Below are 17,032 nucleotides of genomic sequence, written 5' to 3'. Positions count from 1 at the left end.
GATCCGATCCTGAGGCGGCGCCGACGGTTAGAAACCGTTGCCGCCGCGCATTTCGGAGATGAATGTGCCGACGATGATCCGGATATCGAGGAAGACCGAGAAGTTCTCGACATAGAATAGATCGCTGGCAATGCGCGCCCGGGCTTTTGCGGCACGATCCGTTGGGCCGCGCAGCCCGCGCATCTGGGCAAGACCCGTGATTCCCGGCCGCACAAGATGGCGGTAGTGGTATTCGGGAACCAATTCCTCATAGACCATTCCTGCCGCCAGCATGCCGATTGCATGGCAGCGAGGTCCGACCAGCGACATATCCCCCTTCAGCACGTTCAGGAGCTGAGGCAGTTCATCAAGATTGGTTCGGCGCAGGATCGCACCGATACGGGTGATGCGCGGGTCGTTCTGCACGGTCTGGGCTACGCCGGATGCGTCGCACATATCGGTGCGCATCGAGCGGAATTTATACACCCTAATTTTTGTGCAGTTTTTGCCCCAGCGAACCTGGGTGAACAGCACCGGGCCGGGGCTGTCGATGCGAATCAACAGAGCAATTGCAGCAAAAAAAGGCAGAAGAATAATGAGGGCGCTCAAAGAAGCGGCAATGTCTATCGTACGCTTCAGGAAATGTTGAAGCGGGCGAGGCTTGCTGTTGGGGACGCGAATGATCCCAGATGAGGCCGAGCGACCAAGAAAGCGATTGCGCTCAATTTCGAATGCGCCACCGGGAATACTGTTATGTAAGTCCGTGATGCTCAAAATCTTGGCTCTTAATTCTGTTGGAGACCTAATGCTTAAACTTAAATATTCATTAAGTCATTCAAGCAGCTTTGTCACTATGTAGCTTAACGATTGGTTAATCGCATAAAAGCACGCATTTGCAACAATAGTATCACGTTACCCCACAAAGATCATTGCGTTGCAGTAACGCTTTTGCTGCAAATGCGTTATGTAGCTGATTTCCCGAGAAATTTGAGATTTTTGAAAAAGAGTTCAACTTGGTTGAACTTCATCCACAGCGTTTCCGCATATCTGGGTTGCAATTCATGCATGTTTCCAAATAGAACAAAGAACTGCTCCCTTTGGGCTATTGTTTCTAAAGCAAAAGGGCGACGATCTCCGTCTTGCCGTTACCGAATTCCACTTGCGCCGTTCCGGAATAAAGCAGTGTCAACCCATCGCCCGCGGTCAGAAAGGCTAGTCCTGCCGCGGTCTGACGCTCCGGCCCGGATAGGGCAGGCGAAGTAACCATCGCCAGCGTTACGGAACCATTTGCAAGAAGACTGATGGAATGACCGCCGGAGGAGACGACGCTGGCGGAGAGCAGCAGCAGATAAATTCCGCTGGCCGGCACCACGAGGCGATGCCCCACGCCGCCAGCGACCGCGTCCCCGAGCGAAAAGCCGCCTTGTACTATGCCTGGATCGCCAAAGCCGGTCTGGCTGCCGCTTGCGGGCGATGAGGTCCCTGATGGAGGCGAGGCTCGCACAAGGGGCTTGCCGGGCGTGGTGACGACGCCTTGTGGCGAGATGGCAAGTCCTGTTTGCCAGGCGCTGCCGTCGGGGCTGACCTTGATGGCGAAATCGTCGTTGCCGGCAAGTCCCATTTCGGCTCGCCCCGACCATGCCGTCTGGAAGAGAAGGGATGCCGTATCGGCCGGCGCCGCCTTATTGACCTTGATCTGATGCCCGTTTCCGACATGGCTGAAAAGGCTGGCGGGCGAGGCGACCGCCAGCCTGTTGGTCTCATCGGCCGTCGCATTTATCCCGAGCTTGGGCATTGAATCGGAGGAGGGCGGGTTGATCTCCGTCCATGCGCCGCCTGTCAGCACGCGAAGCTGCGCCTCGGACAGGAACCATGCCTGCCAGCCCTCCCGAGGCTCGATGAGGATCCAAGCGCCGTCCTGCCGGAAGGCGATCGATCCGGATTTGCCGGACCACGGTCCGGTCGATGCCGCAGCGATCAGATAGCAATCGCCTTCGACCGGGGCATCCGGGGGTGCGGAAAGCTCGGCCGATATGACTAGTTGCACGACGGCGTCGAGCCGCTGCAAAGCCTCGTTGTGGGTGACATGCTTCTGCGCCTGGGAGGGTAGGATGTAGGGCAGGGCAAGATTGACGGTTTCTTCGGACACAGGCGTTCTCCCGCTTGGCGGCAGGCAAGCGCCGATATGCGGGCCGAACCATGCCGTTGTTTCGCCACGAGTTTATGTGGGGCGAAACGAGCGGGGAAAAATCGGCGGTGTAGTGCTTGAATTCGTTCGGCTTTACGCCGTTCTCATGCCACAGCGGCGCTCTTGCCGCCCCAGCAGATGAAGCTGGGATTGGCGAAATCGGCGTCATGTGATTGATCCGTCTTGCCGTAACGCAGCGGCTGGCCATCCGTCATCACGGTAGTGCCGCCGGCGGCACGCAACACTGCGTCGCCCGCTGCGGTATCCCATTCCATCGTGCGGCTGAAGCGCGGATAGACGTCCGCCTTGCCTTCCGCAAGAAGGCAGAATTTCAGGGAAGAACCGATCGAGGTGCAGGCGCTTACCGCATTCTCCGCCAGGAAATCGTCGGTGCGGGCGTTGCCGTTGCATCGGCTTGCCAGCGCCAGCAGATTTTCCGGCCGTTCCCGGACGCGGATCGGAAGGCGTTCCGTGATTTCGAAATCTTTCCCGACTACCAGCCTCTCCGCCTTCCGGTCGTCAGCCACGAAGGCAACTCCGATTGCGGGTGCATAGACGATGCCGGTTACGGGAATGCCGTCCTTTATATAGGCGATGTTGACCGTGAACTCGTCGCGATGCTCGACGAATTCACGCGTGCCATCCAGGGGATCGACGAGAAAGAAGGACTTGCCTCGTACATCGGGAACATGTCCGGCAGAGACTGATTCTTCCGCGATGACGGGGATGTCGGGGAATTCCTTCGAGAGGTGAGCGAGAATGATCTGCTCGGCGCGTTCGTCGGCAATGGTGACCGGCGACAGATCCTGCTTGAGCGACACGGCACAGTCGGACCGGTAGACCCTAAGAATCGCCTTGCCCGCTTCCAATGCAGCCTGTTCGAATGTCTCGAGCATATTCCGGTCGTCTCTCCGCAGCAACTAAGCTTTCAATCTACACTAATCCTGCAATGCAGTATTTAAGAAGTCTCAACCGATAAGTTTAGGTCGTGGTTGCATCACATTTACCCTGTCTAGCCGCTGAAACGTGATTTCGCAATTGGCGACCCTTTGCCTGCTCTATTGGTCGCATCCACGATGCCCGCACTCTCGCGCTTCGGTTAAATTCATCTGCCGATTCAGCATATTCACAATAAACGAAATCACGTCTCATCCGGCCAAATTAGTGTCCTTTACGGGCTTGTCGTTTTTATTGCATGTGCGAATGTGTGCGCCGTTTGATACTAGGGCCTTTGCATGCGCTATTCCGCTTTTTCCATCCTGAAGAATGCGTTTTCCGGAAATCGTAACTGGGAGCCGGTCTGGCGAACGCCGGAACCGAAGCCGCATTATGACGTGATCATCGTCGGCGGCGGGGGACATGGGCTGGCGACAGCCTATTATCTCGCCAAGGAATTCGGCATCACCAATGTCGCGGTTCTGGAGAAGAGCTATCTCGGTTCCGGCAATGTGGGCCGCAACACGACGATCATCCGTTCCAACTATATGTTGCCCGGCAACGAGCCTTTCTACGAATTTTCCATGCAGCTCTGGGAAGGGCTGGAACAGGACTTCAACTACAATGCGATGGTCTCGCAGCGTGGCGTCCTCAACCTCTTCCATTCGGATGGCCAGCGCGATGCCTATGCGCGACGCGGCAATGCGATGAAAATGCATGGGGTGGATGCCGATTTGCTGGACCGGGAGCAGGTCCGCAGGATGGCTCCTTATCTAAATTTCGATCACGCGCGCTTCCCGATCATGGGCGGCCTCCTGCAGAAGCGCGGCGGCACGGCCCGCCACGATGCAGTCGCCTGGGGTTATGCCCGCGGCGCCGACATGCGCGGCGTCGACCTCATCCAGCAATGCGAAGTGACAGGCATCCGCCGCGAAAACGGCCGCGTCACCGGCGTCGAGACGACCCGTGGCTTCATCGGCTGCAACAAGCTTGGCTTGGCTGCTGCCGGCCACACTTCGACGCTTGGCCGCATGGCTGATCTCGAGTTGCCGATCGAAACCCATGTGCTGCAGGCCTTCGTGTCGGAGGGTCTGAAACCCGTCATAGACAACGTCATCACCTATGGCGCCGGCCATTTCTACATCTCGCAGTCCGACAAGGGTGGCTTGGTCTTCGGCGCCGATATCGACTACTACAGCTCCTACGCCCAGCGCGGAAACCTCGCCACCGTCGAACATACGATCGAGGAGGGGGTGGCGCTCATTCCCGGCCTGTCGCGTGTCCGCGTGCTGCGCACCTGGGGCGGCGTCATGGATATGAGCATGGATGGCTCGCCGATCATCGACCGAACGCCGATCGATAACCTCTATCTGAATTGCGGCTGGTGCTATGGCGGCTTCAAGGCGACGCCCGCCTCTGGCTTCTGTTTCGCGCATCTGATCGCCAACAACGATTCCCATCATGTCAGCCGGCTGCTCCGTCTCGACCGTTTCCAGCGCGGTTTCCCGATCGACGAGAGCGGCAAGGGCCCGCAGCCGAACCTGCATTGAGGCAATAGAGTCATGGCAAGTCTGATTAACTGTCCGCATTGCGGCGTCCGTCCGAAAGAAGAATTCTCGATCCGCGGCGATGCATCCGTCGAGCGCCCCGCACCGGCTGCTCCCGATGAAGACTGGCATCGCTACGTCCACATCCGTGACAATCCGCGTGGCCGCTATCTCGAGCATTGGCACCACACGTCAGGCTGCCGCCGCTGGCTGGTCGTCGATCGCAGCAATGTGACCCACGAAGTCTTCTCTGTCGGCGATGCCGCCGACAAGGCGCGGGAGAATGCGCAATGACCGCCTATCGTCTGTCCTCTGGCGGTCTCGTCAATCGCGGCCGGCCGCTCTCCTTCTCGTTCGACGGCAAGGAGATGAAGGGTTTTGACGGCGACACGCTGGCCGCGGCCCTGCTTGCCAACGACCAGCTGCTCGTCGGCCGCAGCTTCAAGTATCACCGCCCGCGCGGCATCGTGACCGCAGGCTCGGCAGAGCCGAACGCGCTGGTTACGATCGGCAAGGATGGCCGCACTGAGCCGAACACCCGCGCTACCGTCGCCGAGCTCTACCAGGGCATGACCGCCGTCAGCCAGAACCGCTGGCCGTCGTTGAAATATGACGTCGGCTCGGTCAACAGCCTGCTGTCGCCCTTCCTCGGTGCAGGCTTCTACTACAAGACCTTCATGTGGCCGGCCGCCTTCTGGGAACGGGTCTATGAGCCCTTCATCCGTCGCGCCGCAGGTCTCGGCAAGGCCGTGATGCAGGCCGATCCGGATCGCTACGAAAAGGCCTGGGCGCATTGCGACCTGCTGGTGATCGGTTCCGGCCCGACCGGATTGATGGCGGCGCTGGTTGCGGCGCGTGCCGGACTTCGGGTGATCCTCGCCGATGAAGGTTTCCGTCTCGGCGGTTCGCTGCTTTCGGAAAAGGTTTCGATCGGCGGAACTGCCGCTGACGCTTTTGTACAGGCGACGTTGGAGGAGCTTTCGAGCTTTACCAATGTGACGCTGATGCCGCGCACGACGGTTTTCGGCTGGTACGACGACAATGTCTTCGGTGCTGTCGAAAAGGTACAGAAACATGTCGCCATGCCATCTCCGGAGCTGCCGGTCGAGCGGCTCTGGCGCATTGTCGCCAAGCGCGCGATTCTGGCGACCGGTGCCGAGGAGCGGCCGCTTGTCTTCGGCGGCAACGACCGCCCCGGCGTCATGATGGCAGGCGCCATGCGCAGCTATCTCAACCGTTACGGCGTCGTTGCCGGCAAGAGCGTCGCGATCTTCACCAATGGCGGGTCGGGCTATCGCACCGCGCAGGACCTTGTCGCTCAGGGCGTCGACATTGCGGCCATCATCGATACGCGCAATGCCGTTCCCGAAACTGCGCCAAAGAACGTTCGCGTCATTCATGGCGGCACGATTTCGGCCACCAAGGGCGGGCAGCGTATCAAGGGCTTGCTGGCGGACCGCGGTGGCCTCGACGAGGTCATCTCCTGCGACGCGCTTGCCATGTCGGGCGGCTGGTCGCCGATCATCCATCTTGCCTGCCAGCGTGGCGCCAAGCCGGTCTGGTCGGACGAGAAGCAGGCCTTCATGGCGCCATCAGTCGGCGGCGAGCTGGAGGTTGCAGGCTCTGCGGCGGGCATCGAGAGCATCTCGGGATGCCTGAGGGACGGTGCGGATAAGGCTGCGCGCATTGCCGCGAGCCTCGGCGTGACAGCCGCAGCATTCGAAACGCCTGAGGTCGAGGGCGAGTATGATCCGGCATTCGCGGCGATGTGGCATGTGCCCGGCGCCAAGGACAAGGCTTTCATCGACTTCCAGAACGACGTGCATTCCAAGGATCTGAGCGCTGCCCTGCGCGAAGGTTTCGGGCATATCGAGCACGCCAAGCGCTACACGACATCAGGCATGGCGACCGATCAGGGCAAGCTTGGCAATGTCAACGCTGCCGGCATCATCGCGGGCATGCGCGGCGTCAGCCCGGCTGCCGTCGGCACCACGACATTCCGGCCCTTCTACACGCCCGTCTCCTTCGGGGCGATGGCGGGCACGGCGCGCGGCAAGCATGCGCGCCCGACACGCGAATCGCCGTTGCATGGCTGGGCGAAGAAGAACGGCGCCGTTTTCGTCGAGGCCGGCTTCTGGTATCGCTCCTCCTGGTTCCCGCGCGCTGGCGAAAAGACCTGGCGCGAAAGCGTCGACCGCGAAGTGCTGAACGTCCGTGCCAATGTCGGCATCTGCGATGTCTCTACCCTCGGCAAGATCGAGGTCTTCGGCACCGATGCTGCCGAGTTCCTCAACCGTCTCTACACCAATGCCTTCCTGAAGCTTCCGGTCGGCAAGGCGCGTTATGGATTGATGCTGCGCGAAGACGGTTTCGTCTTCGACGACGGCACGACCAGCCGCCTGTCCGAGAACCATTTCTTCGTCACCACGACGACGGCCTATGCCGGCGAGGTCATGACGCATATGGAATTCTGCGCCCAGACTCTCTGGCCAGATCTCGACGTGCGCTTCGTTTCCTCCTCGGATCAATGGGCGCAGATGTCGATTGCCGGGCCGAAGGCGCGGCTGGTGCTGGAGCAGGTGGTCGAGGATGATATCTCGAATGCGGCATTCCCGTTCCTGGCGGCAGCGCCCGTTACGCTGAAGGGCGGCCTCAAGGCGCGCCTGTTCCGCATTTCCTTCTCCGGCGAGCTTGCCTACGAACTGGCGGTTCCGGCCGGTTACGGCGAGGCGGTGGCGGATGCGATCATGGAAGCCGGAAAGGCGCATGATATCTGCGCTTACGGCGTCGAGGCGCTGAACGTCATGCGCATCGAGAAGGGCCATGTCACCCATTCCGAACTGGACGGCCGTACGACGCCCGACGATATCGGTCTGGGACGGATGATGTCGCAGCAGAAGCAGGATTTCATCGGCAAGCGCCTGTCCAGCCGTTTCGGCCTGACGGCTGCCGATCGCGGCCAGCTCGTCGGCCTCAAGCCGATCGACCAAGCGAAGATTTTCAAGGCAGGCGCGCATCTCTTGAAGGAGGGCGCAAAGCCTTCGACGGCGGCAGATCAGGGGCACGTTTCCTCGGTCTGCTTCTCGCCGGTGCTCGGCCATTCGGTCGCGCTCGCCTTCCTGAAATCAGGCCGCGAACGGCTGGGCGAGAAGATCGTCGTCTGGGACGGGCTCCGCGGCGAGGAGATCGCAGCAGAAGTCTGCAGCCCTGTTTTCGTCGATCCCGATAACAAGAAGCTGCATCTTTAAGGAGCTGGCCATGGGTTTTGCATTTGTAAACAGGCATCCGCTCGAGGATCATCTGGCCGGCTTCGAGGTAGGGCCGAACCCGAATCATCTCGCAGTGGTTCGCAACCCGGCGATCTTCTCGGTTCTTGCCCATGCCGGTCACGAGGATTGGGCCAATGCGGCCCTTTCCGCGATGTCGGATGTCTCCGTTCGCCGGGCGGCTCCCGCGGAATGGCTGGTGGTATCGGAAACGCTGCCGGCCGAGAGCCTTGCGCGCGATCTCGCCGCGCTCGATGCGACGCGGCTGTCCTTCTTCGAGCAGAGCGACGGAAGGGCGCTGATGCGCATTTCCGGGCCGAGCGTTCGCCGCATCCTGGCGAAATGCGTGGCTGTCGATCTGCATCCTTCGAACTTCGCCGAGGGTCATTCCGCCAACATGCTGTGCTGCCATGTCAGCGCCAATGTTGCGCGGATCGGTCCCGACAGCTTCGAGATAGCTGTCATGCGCTCCTATTCCGGGACGGTCTTCGAGGAGCTGATGGAGATGGGCCGCGAATTCGCGCTGACGGCCAGTTTCGCTTTGTGACAGCATGGCGCGATCCGGACAATTGCGATGGCGCAAACAGGCAGATCGGCTTCGCACATCGGGCTATGTGGTTTTTTGAATTGCCACTAGGCTGACCTACAATTCGGTTGATCGCCAAGGGTTTCCGGCCTGATTTCCAGGTATTCGCGGGATCCTTTTCGGCGGCGAAAGCCGAGGATCCCTGACCGTTTCGATCGCGCCTCGTTTGCGCCAATAGCCGGAGTGTTTTCATGAAAAGCCATGCCAAGGTCGTCGTCATCGGCGGCGGTGTCGTCGGGTGTTCCGTCCTTTACCACCTGACGAAATTCGGCTGGACCGATGTCGTTCTTCTGGAGCGCTCGGAGCTGACGTCGGGCTCCACATGGCATGCAGCCGGCGGCATGCACACGATCAACGGCGATCCGAACGTTGCCAAGCTGCAGAAATATACCGTGGAGCTCTACAAGGAGATCCAGGAATACTCCGGCCAGGACGTCGGCCTGCATATGACCTCGGGCCTGATGCTGGCGGCGACGCCGCAGCGTTTCGACTGGCTGAAGTCGATCCTCGCCAAGGGCCGATACAACGGTCTCGAGGCGACGCTGCTGACGCCGAAGGAAGCGCATGAGATGATGCCGCTTCTCGACCCCGACCAGTTCGTCGGCGCGCTCTATGACCCTGTCGAAGGCCATCTCGATCCCTATGGCACGACGCATGCCTATGCCAAATCGGCCAAGAAGAACGGCGCTGATATCTACCTGCACACCAAGGTCGAGGATCTCGTGCAGCGCGAGGACGGCAGCTGGCGCGTCATCACCAATCAGGGCGAGATCATCGCCGAGCATGTCGTCAACTGCGGCGGTCTCTGGGCGCGCGAAGTCGGCCGCATGGTGGGGCTGGAACTGCCGGTTCTTGCCATGGAGCACATGTACCTCATTACCGAGGATATGAAGGAAGTCACCGACTTCAACGCTGCATCAGGCAAGGAACTGATGCACTGCGTCGATTTCGACGGCGAAATCTATCTCCGCCAGGAGCGCCAGGGCATGCTGATGGGCACCTATGAAAAGGCCTGCCGCCCGTGGTCGCCGCTGAACACGCCCTGGGATTTTGGCCACGAGCTGCTGGCGGAAGACATCGAGCGCATCACGCCGGAGCTGGAAGTCGGCTTCCGTCACTTCCCGGCCTTCAACAATGCCGGCATCAAGAAGATCATCAACGGTCCCTTCACCTTCTCGCCCGACGGCAATCCGCTCGTCGGTCCGGTCCGCGGCCTGAAGGGTTTCTGGTCGGCCTGCGCGGTCATGGCGGGCTTCAGCCAGGGTGGCGGCGTCGGTCTCGCGCTCGCCAACTGGATGATCCACGGCGATCCGGGCTTCGACGTCTTCGCGATGGACGTCTCGCGCTACGGCGACTATGCGACGCTTGCCTATACCAATGCCAAGGTTCGCGAGAACTATCAGCGCCGCTTCTCGATCCGCTATCCGAACGAGGAACTGCCGGCCGGGCGTCCGCTGCTGACGACGCCGATCTACGACAAGCTGAAGGCATCGGGCGCAGTCTTCGGCGCATCCTACGGCCTCGAACAGGTGCTCTGGTTCGCGCCTGAAGGGGAGGAAGACAAGTTCTCCTGGCGCCGCTCGAACGACTTTGACGTCGTGGGTGCCGAGGCAAAGGCGGTTCGCGAAAGCCTCGGCCTGATGGAGACCTCCGGCTTTGCCAAGTACACGATCAAGGGCAAGGGCGCTGAAGCCTGGCTTGACAAGATGCTCACCTGCCGTATTCCTGATATCGGCAAGATGACGCTCGCGCCGATGCTGAAGGAAGACGGCAAGCTGATCGGCGACTTCACGCTCGCCAAGCTGGGCGAGGGGGATTTCCTGCTGATCGGCTCGGGCATCGCCGAGGCTTATCACATGCGCTGGTTCGAAAGCCATCTGCCAAAGGACGGTTCGGTGGAACTGACGGCGGTCGGCGTGGCTCTGCTTGGCCTTTCCGTTGCCGGCCCGAATGCGCGCAAGCTGATGGAGAAACTGACGCATCTCGACATGTCCGATGCGGCCTTCCCCTTCATGGCGATTCGCCGCATGGATCTCGGCATGGCGCCGGCCATCGTCGGTCGCGTGTCCTATACTGGCGATCTCGGCTACGAGATCTGGATGAAGCCGGAGTACCAGCGCTATCTCTTCGATCTCATCATGGAAGCCGGCGCGGAATACAACATCAGGCTCTTCGGCCTCAGGGCGCTGAACGCCCTGCGCCTCGACAAGTCCTATGGCAGCTGGGCGCGCGAATATCGTCCGCTCTATGGGCCTCTGGAGGCGGGGCTTGGCCGATTCGTGGCGCTGTCCAAGGATGCCGATTTCATCGGCAAGGAAGCGGCCCGGAAGGAGAAGGCGGAGGGCGGTGCGCTTCGCCTGCGCACCTTCATCGTCGAGGCGAAGGACGCGGATGTCATCGGCGACGAGCCGATCTACCATAAGGGCGCGGTTCGCGGTTGGGTCACGTCAGGCGGCTATGCTCATGCCTCAGGCGTATCGGTTGCAGTCGGTTACGTGCCGAAGGAAATTGCCGACGAAGCCGACGGCTGGTCCGTGGAATTGCTCGGAGATCTGCTGCCGGCGAAGTTGCAGCCGCAGCCGCTTTTCGACGCAAACGGCTCGCGGATGCGTTCGTAAGCGATATGTCCCGAAAGATATAAAGGCGGCATTTGCCGCCTTTATTTGTGAAAATAGTTTCAGCTTCAAATAATTTTTTACACCAAGTGTCTATTTTTGAGACAAACGGTGCTCTTTTTCTGTCAAGTCTGGCCTCAAATGCACCACCTCACGGCCGTTTGAAAAGAATTTGTCAATTTCCCGCCTTTTTGGCTTCACATTTCCTTCGAAAACGTTATGGAATCGAGCCAATGGGATGCCTCCTCAAGAGGTAAGCCTGAACAAATAAGAGATGCGACATATTCATCGCATCCAGGGGAAATGATATATGGAGTACTTCGTACAGCAGCTCCTTAACGGGCTGACTCTCGGATCCATCTATGGCCTTGTGGCTATTGGCTATACGATGGTTTACGGCATTGTCGGTATGATCAACTTTGCTCATGGCGACGTTTTCATGCTAGGCGGGTTTGCCGCCCTCATTGTCTATCTCGTTCTCGTCGGTCTCTTCGCAGGTCTGCCGGTAGCCGTCCTGCTTCTGGTGATGTTGGTCGTCGCCATGCTGATGACGAGCCTGTGGAACTGGGTCATCGAGCGGGTCGCTTATCGCCCGTTGCGCGGTTCGTTCCGCCTGGCGCCGCTGATCACCGCGATCGGCATGTCGATCACGCTTTCGAACTTCATCCAGGTTGCCCAGGGCCCGCGCAACAAGCCGATCCCGCAGCTCGTCGGCGAGGTCTTCACCGTCGAAGGCGTGGCGATCTCGCTGAAGCAGATCATCATCCTCGTCATCACGGGCGTGCTGCTGACGGTCTTCTGGTATCTGGTCAACCATACCTCGCTGGGACGTGCGCAGCGCGCAACCGAGCAGGATCGCAAGATGGCCGCTCTTCTCGGCATCAATGTCGACCAGACGATCTCCGTCACCTTCATCATGGGTGCAGCGCTCGCGGCCGTCGCAGGCACGATGTACCTGATGTACTACGGCGTTGCCTCGTTCACCGACGGTTTTACGCCAGGCGTAAAGGCCTTTACGGCGGCCGTTCTCGGCGGCATCGGTTCGCTTCCCGGCGCCGTGCTCGGCGGGCTCATGATCGGGCTCATCGAATCCTTGTGGTCGGCCTATTTCACCATCGCCTACAAGGATGTCGCAACCTTTGCGATCCTGGCTTTCGTACTGATTTTCAAGCCGACAGGTATCCTGGGACGGCCGGAAGTCGAGAAGGTTTAACGCCATGGACAATTCAAGAACTGTTGCAGGCAAGTCCGCTCCCGGTCTTGTCCGGCGAGGGCTTACCGAAGCCTTTTACACGGCGCTCATCACTCTCGGCATGTTCGTGCTCTATATCGGCCTCAAGACCGATCAGAACATCAACAACGAACTGATCATCGTTCAGCGCTGGGGACTGCTGGCGATCTTCGTTGCCATCGCCGCGGTCGCCCGCTTCGCCATGATCGTGTTCATTCAGCCGCACATCAACCAGCGCAAGCTGGAGAAGGCAAAGCGCGGCGAACTCGAGATTTCGACGGAAAAGAGCTTCTTCCACAAGCACTTCCTCAAAATCGTGCTTGTCATCCTGCTGCTTTATCCGATTGCGGCCATCCAGCTGTTCGGCGCTCAGGGATCGCTCAAATATGTCGATAATTTCGGCATTCAGATCCTCATCTACGTGATGCTCGCCTGGGGGCTCAACATCGTCGTCGGTCTCGCCGGTCTGCTCGATCTCGGGTATGTCGCCTTCTATGCGGTCGGCGCCTATTCCTACGCACTGCTGTCGACCTATTTCGGCCTGTCCTTCTGGTTGCTGCTTCCGCTTTCCGGCATCTTTGCCGCTCTGTGGGGCGTCATTCTCGGCTTCCCGGTTCTGCGTCTGCGCGGCGATTATCTTGCGATCGTCACGCTCGCTTTCGGGGAAATCATCCGGCTGGTGCTGATCAACTGGACCGACCTTACCAAGGGTACCTTCGGTATATCGGGCATTCCGAAGGCGACGCTGTTCGGCATCAAGTTCGACGCCTCGGCCGGCGGGTTTGCCAAGGTTTTCCACCTGCCGATGTCGTCGGCCTATTACAAGATCTTCCTCTTCTACCTCATCCTCGCGCTCTGCATGCTGACGGCTTATGTGACGATCCGTCTGCGCCGCATGCCGATCGGCCGTGCTTGGGAGGCGCTTCGCGAAGATGAGATCGCCTGCCGTTCCCTCGGCATCAATACCGTTACGACCAAGCTGACCGCTTTTGCGACCGGTGCGATGTTCGGCGGTTTTGCAGGCTCGTTCTTTGCAGCCCGCCAAGGCTTCGTTTCGCCGGAATCCTTCGTGTTCCTCGAATCCGCCGTCATCCTTGCCATCGTCGTTCTCGGCGGAATGGGGTCGCTGACCGGTATCGCGATCGCTGCCCTGGTTATGGTCGGCGGTACCGAGTTGCTGCGTGAACTGGACTTCCTCAAGGTGATCTTCGGCGATGATTTCACGCCGGAACTCTACCGCATGCTGATCTTCGGCCTTGCCATGGTCATCGTCATGCTCTTCAAGCCGCGCGGCTTCGTCGGCTCGCGAGAACCGACCGCCTTCCTCAAGGAGCGCAAGGCCGTTTCTGGAAGCTTTACCAAGGAGGGCCATGGCTGATGAGCGCTGCAGAAGCAACAACCATGTCCAGCGATACCCTGCTCAAGGTCGAGCACCTGTCGATGCGCTTCGGCGGCCTGATGGCCATCAACGACTTCTCGTTCGAAGCCAAGCGCGGCGACATTACCGCGCTGATCGGCCCGAACGGTGCCGGCAAGACGACGGTCTTCAACTGCATTACCGGCTTCTACAAGCCGACGATGGGCATGATCACCATGCAGCAGAAAAGCGGAAAGCAGTTTCTGCTGGAGCGGCTGCCGGACTTCCGCATCACCAAGGAAGCCAAGGTCGCCCGTACCTTCCAGAACATCCGCCTGTTTTCCGGCCTCACGGTTCTGGAAAATCTGCTGGTCGCGCAGCACAACAAGCTGATGAAGGCCTCGGGCTATACGATCCTCGGTCTTCTCGGCATCGGTCCTTACAAGAAGGAAGCCGCAGCGGCGATCGAGCTTGCGCGCCATTGGCTGGAAAAGGCCGAACTGATCGATCGTGCCGACGATCCGGCCGGCGATCTTCCCTACGGCGCCCAGCGCAGGCTGGAAATCGCCCGCGCCATGTGCACGGGTCCGGAGCTGCTTTGCCTGGACGAGCCGGCTGCAGGCCTCAATCCGCGCGAATCGGCTGCCCTTAACGCATTGCTGCGCAGCATTCGTGCCGATACCGGCACCTCGATCCTGCTGATCGAGCATGACATGTCCGTGGTCATGGAAATTTCCGACCACGTGGTCGTGCTCGAATACGGCCAGAAGATTTCGGATGGAACGCCGGAGCAGGTCAAGAACGATCCACGCGTGATCGCGGCCTATCTCGGCGTAGAGGATGATGAAGTGGGCGAGGTAATTGCCGCCGTCGAGCACCTCGAAGGGGGCGCAAACTAATATGACAAGCCAACCACTTCTCAAGGTACAGGGCGTCGAGACCTACTACGGCAATATTCGCGCACTTGCAGGCGTCGACGTTGAGGTAAAAAGCGGCGAGATCGTCAGCCTGATCGGTGCGAACGGTGCCGGAAAGTCGACCCTGATGATGACGATCTGCGGCAGCCCGCAGGCGCGCAATGGCTCTATCATCTTCGAGGGCCGCGACATTACCCGCCTGCCGACGCATGAGATTGCAAGGCTGCGTATCGCGCAGTCGCCGGAAGGGCGCCGCATCTTCCCGCGCATGACCGTGATGGAAAATCTTCAGATGGGCGCCGGTCTCGACAAGCTCAAACATTTCAACGAGGACCTGGAAAAAATCTTCACGATGTTTCCGCGTCTGAAGGAGCGCCATGCGCAGCGCGGCGGCACGCTTTCGGGCGGCGAGCAGCAGATGCTGTCGATCGGCCGCGCATTAATGGCGCGCCCCAAGCTGCTTTTGCTGGACGAACCGTCGCTCGGTCTGGCGCCGCTGATCGTCAAGGGCATCTTCGAGGCAATCAAGGCGCTCAACGAGAAGGAAGGCCTCACCGTGTTCCTGGTCGAGCAGAACGCGTTCGCGGCCCTCAGGCTTTCGCACCGTGCCTACGTGATGGTGAACGGCAAGGTCACGATGAGTGGCTCCGGCAAGGAACTCCTTGCCAATCCTGAAGTGCGCGCCGCCTATCTCGAAGGTGGACGGCATTGAGCGTCGCGCAGGGGAGAGTTTGATATGCAGGGACTGTTTTTCGAGGATGATACCGGTGTCCGTCTGGTTATCCGGGCGTTGGTCGTCCTCATCGGCTTCTGGACCGCTTGGCGGGCCGGCAAGGCCGTTGCCGAAGGCTGGGGTAACTATCCGTTGGTGATCGTCTATACGATCCTCCTGGCGGCGGCGATGCAGTTCCTGCATCACGCCCTGTTCGATGGACCCTTCCTCAGCGCCTTCTATTACATCATCGATTTCGTGCTGCTGCTGGTCTTTTCGACCGCGGGATTCCGCTATCGCCGCACCAATCAGATGGTCAACAACTATTACTGGCTGTACGAAAAAACATCCGCGTTTTCGTGGAAGAACAAACATTGACAGCCAGTTTAAACTGGGCATCAATTGCCCAAAAAAGTGGAACAGCTTCCCCGGTGCAGGCAATGGTGGGTAATGCACCGGGTCTAGGGTCCGAACCCACCCAAAAACTGGGAGTAACAATATGAAGAAGTCTCTTCTGTCGGCAGTGGCTCTGACGGCCATCATGGCTTTCGGTGGTATCGCCAAGGCCGACATCCTCATTGCCGTCGGCGGCCCGCTGACCGGTCCAAACGCTGCCTTCGGCGCACAGCTCCAGAAGGGTGCTGAGCAGGCTGCCGCAGACATCAATGCCGCCGGTGGTATCAACGGCGAACAGATCAAGATCGAGCTCGGCGACGACGTTTCGGATCCGAAGCAGGGCATCTCGGTCGCGAACAAGTTCGTTGCCGATGGCGTGAAGTTCGTGATCGGTCACTTCAACTCGGGCGTTTCCATCCCGGCGTCGGAAGTCTATGCCGAAAACGGCGTTCTTGAAATCACGCCTGCTGCGACCAACCCGACCTTTACCGAGCGCGGCCTCTGGAACACGTTCCGTACCTGCGGTCGTGACGACCAGCAGGGTGGCATCGCCGGCAAGTATCTGGCTGATCACTTCAAGGACAAGAAGATCGCAATCGTTCACGACAAGACGCCTTACGGTCAGGGCCTTGCCGATGAAACCAAGAAGACCATGAATGCCGACGGTCTCAAGGAAGTCATGTACGAAGGCATCAATGTCGGCGACAAGGACTTCTCGGCCCTCATCGCGAAGATGAAGGAAGCTGGCGTCTCGATCATCTATTGGGGCGGTCTGCACACCGAAGCCGGTCTCATCATCCGCCAGGCCAAGGACCAGGGCCTGAAGGCTACGCTCGTTTCGGGCGACGGTATCGTTTCGAACGAACTGGCTTCGATCGCCGGCGACGCCGTAGAAGGCACGCTGAACACCTTCGGCCCGGATCCGACGGTCAACCCGGCCAACAAGGATCTGGTTGCGAAGTTCAAGGCTGCTGGCTTCAACCCGGAAGCCTACACGCTCTATTCCTACGCTGCGATGCAGACGATCGCAGGCGCTGCCAAGGCCGCCGGCTCGACCGACCCTGAAGCAGTGGCCAAGGCCATGAAGGAAAAGGGACCGTTCCCGACCGTTCTCGGCGACATCTCCTTCGACGACAAGGGCGACCCGAAGCTTCCCGGCTACGTCATGTACGAGTGGAAGAAGGGCCCGGATGGCAAGTACAGCTACTTCCAGCAGGCTGCTGCGAAGTAAGGCTGAACGCCAGACAAGCCAATCTATCGGGAGCCCGGCCATGTGCCGGGCTTCTTTCTTTTGGTGGCGGT

Annotated in this window: 14 protein-coding genes; 11 read left to right on the top strand and 3 right to left on the bottom strand. The window is 59.7% G+C overall.

The window, feature by feature from the left end:
* Positions 1-27: 27 nt before the first annotated feature.
* The 3 genes from DTW90_RS03595 to cysQ all read right to left on the bottom strand — a co-directional run bounded on the left by DTW90_RS03595 (position 28) and on the right by cysQ (position 3,063).
* On the bottom strand, positions 28-663 hold the full coding sequence (locus DTW90_RS03595) for a sugar transferase (RefSeq protein ID WP_281024834.1): 636 nt from the start codon (positions 661-663) through the stop codon (positions 28-30).
* A 427-nt stretch (positions 664-1,090) separates the two neighbouring features.
* The gene (locus tag DTW90_RS03590; protein ID WP_149336459.1) at positions 1,091-2,128 is read right to left on the bottom strand and encodes a DUF2793 domain-containing protein; all 1,038 of its coding nucleotides are present in this window, start codon (positions 2,126-2,128) and stop codon (positions 1,091-1,093) included.
* A 143-nt stretch (positions 2,129-2,271) separates the two neighbouring features.
* Complete coding sequence (gene cysQ, locus DTW90_RS03585; RefSeq protein WP_149336457.1) at positions 2,272-3,063, bottom strand: 3'(2'),5'-bisphosphate nucleotidase CysQ; 792 nt, start codon at positions 3,061-3,063, stop codon at positions 2,272-2,274.
* A gap of 339 nt (positions 3,064-3,402) precedes the next feature.
* Between cysQ and DTW90_RS03580 the strand changes: the two genes are divergently transcribed.
* The 11 genes from DTW90_RS03580 to DTW90_RS03530 all read left to right on the top strand — a co-directional run bounded on the left by DTW90_RS03580 (position 3,403) and on the right by DTW90_RS03530 (position 16,961).
* Positions 3,403-4,653, top strand: coding sequence for a sarcosine oxidase subunit beta family protein (locus DTW90_RS03580; protein WP_149336455.1), 1,251 nt, complete (start codon positions 3,403-3,405; stop codon positions 4,651-4,653).
* 12 nt (positions 4,654-4,665) lie between these two features.
* On the top strand, positions 4,666-4,944 hold the full coding sequence (locus DTW90_RS03575) for a sarcosine oxidase subunit delta (protein WP_149336453.1): 279 nt from the start codon (positions 4,666-4,668) through the stop codon (positions 4,942-4,944).
* Complete coding sequence (locus DTW90_RS03570) at positions 4,941-7,898, top strand: sarcosine oxidase subunit alpha family protein (RefSeq protein WP_149336451.1); 2,958 nt, start codon at positions 4,941-4,943, stop codon at positions 7,896-7,898. Before DTW90_RS03575 ends, DTW90_RS03570 begins: the two co-directional genes overlap by 4 nt.
* Before the next feature lie 10 nt (positions 7,899-7,908).
* Positions 7,909-8,463, top strand: coding sequence for a sarcosine oxidase subunit gamma family protein (locus tag DTW90_RS03565; RefSeq protein ID WP_149336449.1), 555 nt, complete (start codon positions 7,909-7,911; stop codon positions 8,461-8,463).
* Between the two features lie 230 nt (positions 8,464-8,693).
* Complete coding sequence (locus tag DTW90_RS03560; protein WP_149336447.1) at positions 8,694-11,120, top strand: FAD-dependent oxidoreductase; 2,427 nt, start codon at positions 8,694-8,696, stop codon at positions 11,118-11,120.
* 307 nt (positions 11,121-11,427) lie between these two features.
* Positions 11,428-12,330, top strand: coding sequence for a branched-chain amino acid ABC transporter permease (locus DTW90_RS03555; RefSeq protein ID WP_132518662.1), 903 nt, complete (start codon positions 11,428-11,430; stop codon positions 12,328-12,330).
* Positions 12,331-12,334: 4 nt separating this feature from the next.
* Entirely contained in the window at positions 12,335-13,726 is a 1,392-nt protein-coding gene (gene livM / locus DTW90_RS03550) for a high-affinity branched-chain amino acid ABC transporter permease LivM (protein WP_132518664.1), read from the top strand.
* A complete protein-coding gene (locus DTW90_RS03545) occupies positions 13,726-14,604 on the top strand; it encodes an ABC transporter ATP-binding protein (RefSeq protein ID WP_246664882.1) in 879 nt (292 codons plus the stop codon). Before livM ends, DTW90_RS03545 begins: the two co-directional genes overlap by 1 nt.
* A gap of 1 nt (position 14,605) precedes the next feature.
* Positions 14,606-15,334 carry an ABC transporter ATP-binding protein gene (locus DTW90_RS03540; RefSeq protein WP_149336445.1) on the top strand — a complete coding sequence of 243 codons (729 nt, stop codon included), beginning with the start codon at positions 14,606-14,608 and terminating at the stop codon, positions 15,332-15,334.
* A 24-nt stretch (positions 15,335-15,358) separates the two neighbouring features.
* Complete coding sequence (locus DTW90_RS03535; protein ID WP_132518668.1) at positions 15,359-15,712, top strand: DUF6867 family protein; 354 nt, start codon at positions 15,359-15,361, stop codon at positions 15,710-15,712.
* A 121-nt stretch (positions 15,713-15,833) separates the two neighbouring features.
* Positions 15,834-16,961, top strand: a complete 1,128-nt coding sequence (locus DTW90_RS03530; protein ID WP_132518670.1) for a branched-chain amino acid ABC transporter substrate-binding protein — start codon at positions 15,834-15,836, stop codon at positions 16,959-16,961.
* The last annotated feature ends 71 nt before the right edge of the window (positions 16,962-17,032 follow it).

The organism is Neorhizobium sp. P12A, from assembly GCF_008365395.1.
Lineage (GTDB): Bacteria > Pseudomonadota > Alphaproteobacteria > Rhizobiales > Rhizobiaceae > Rhizobium.
This window is presented reverse-complemented; position numbering and strand designations above follow the sequence as displayed.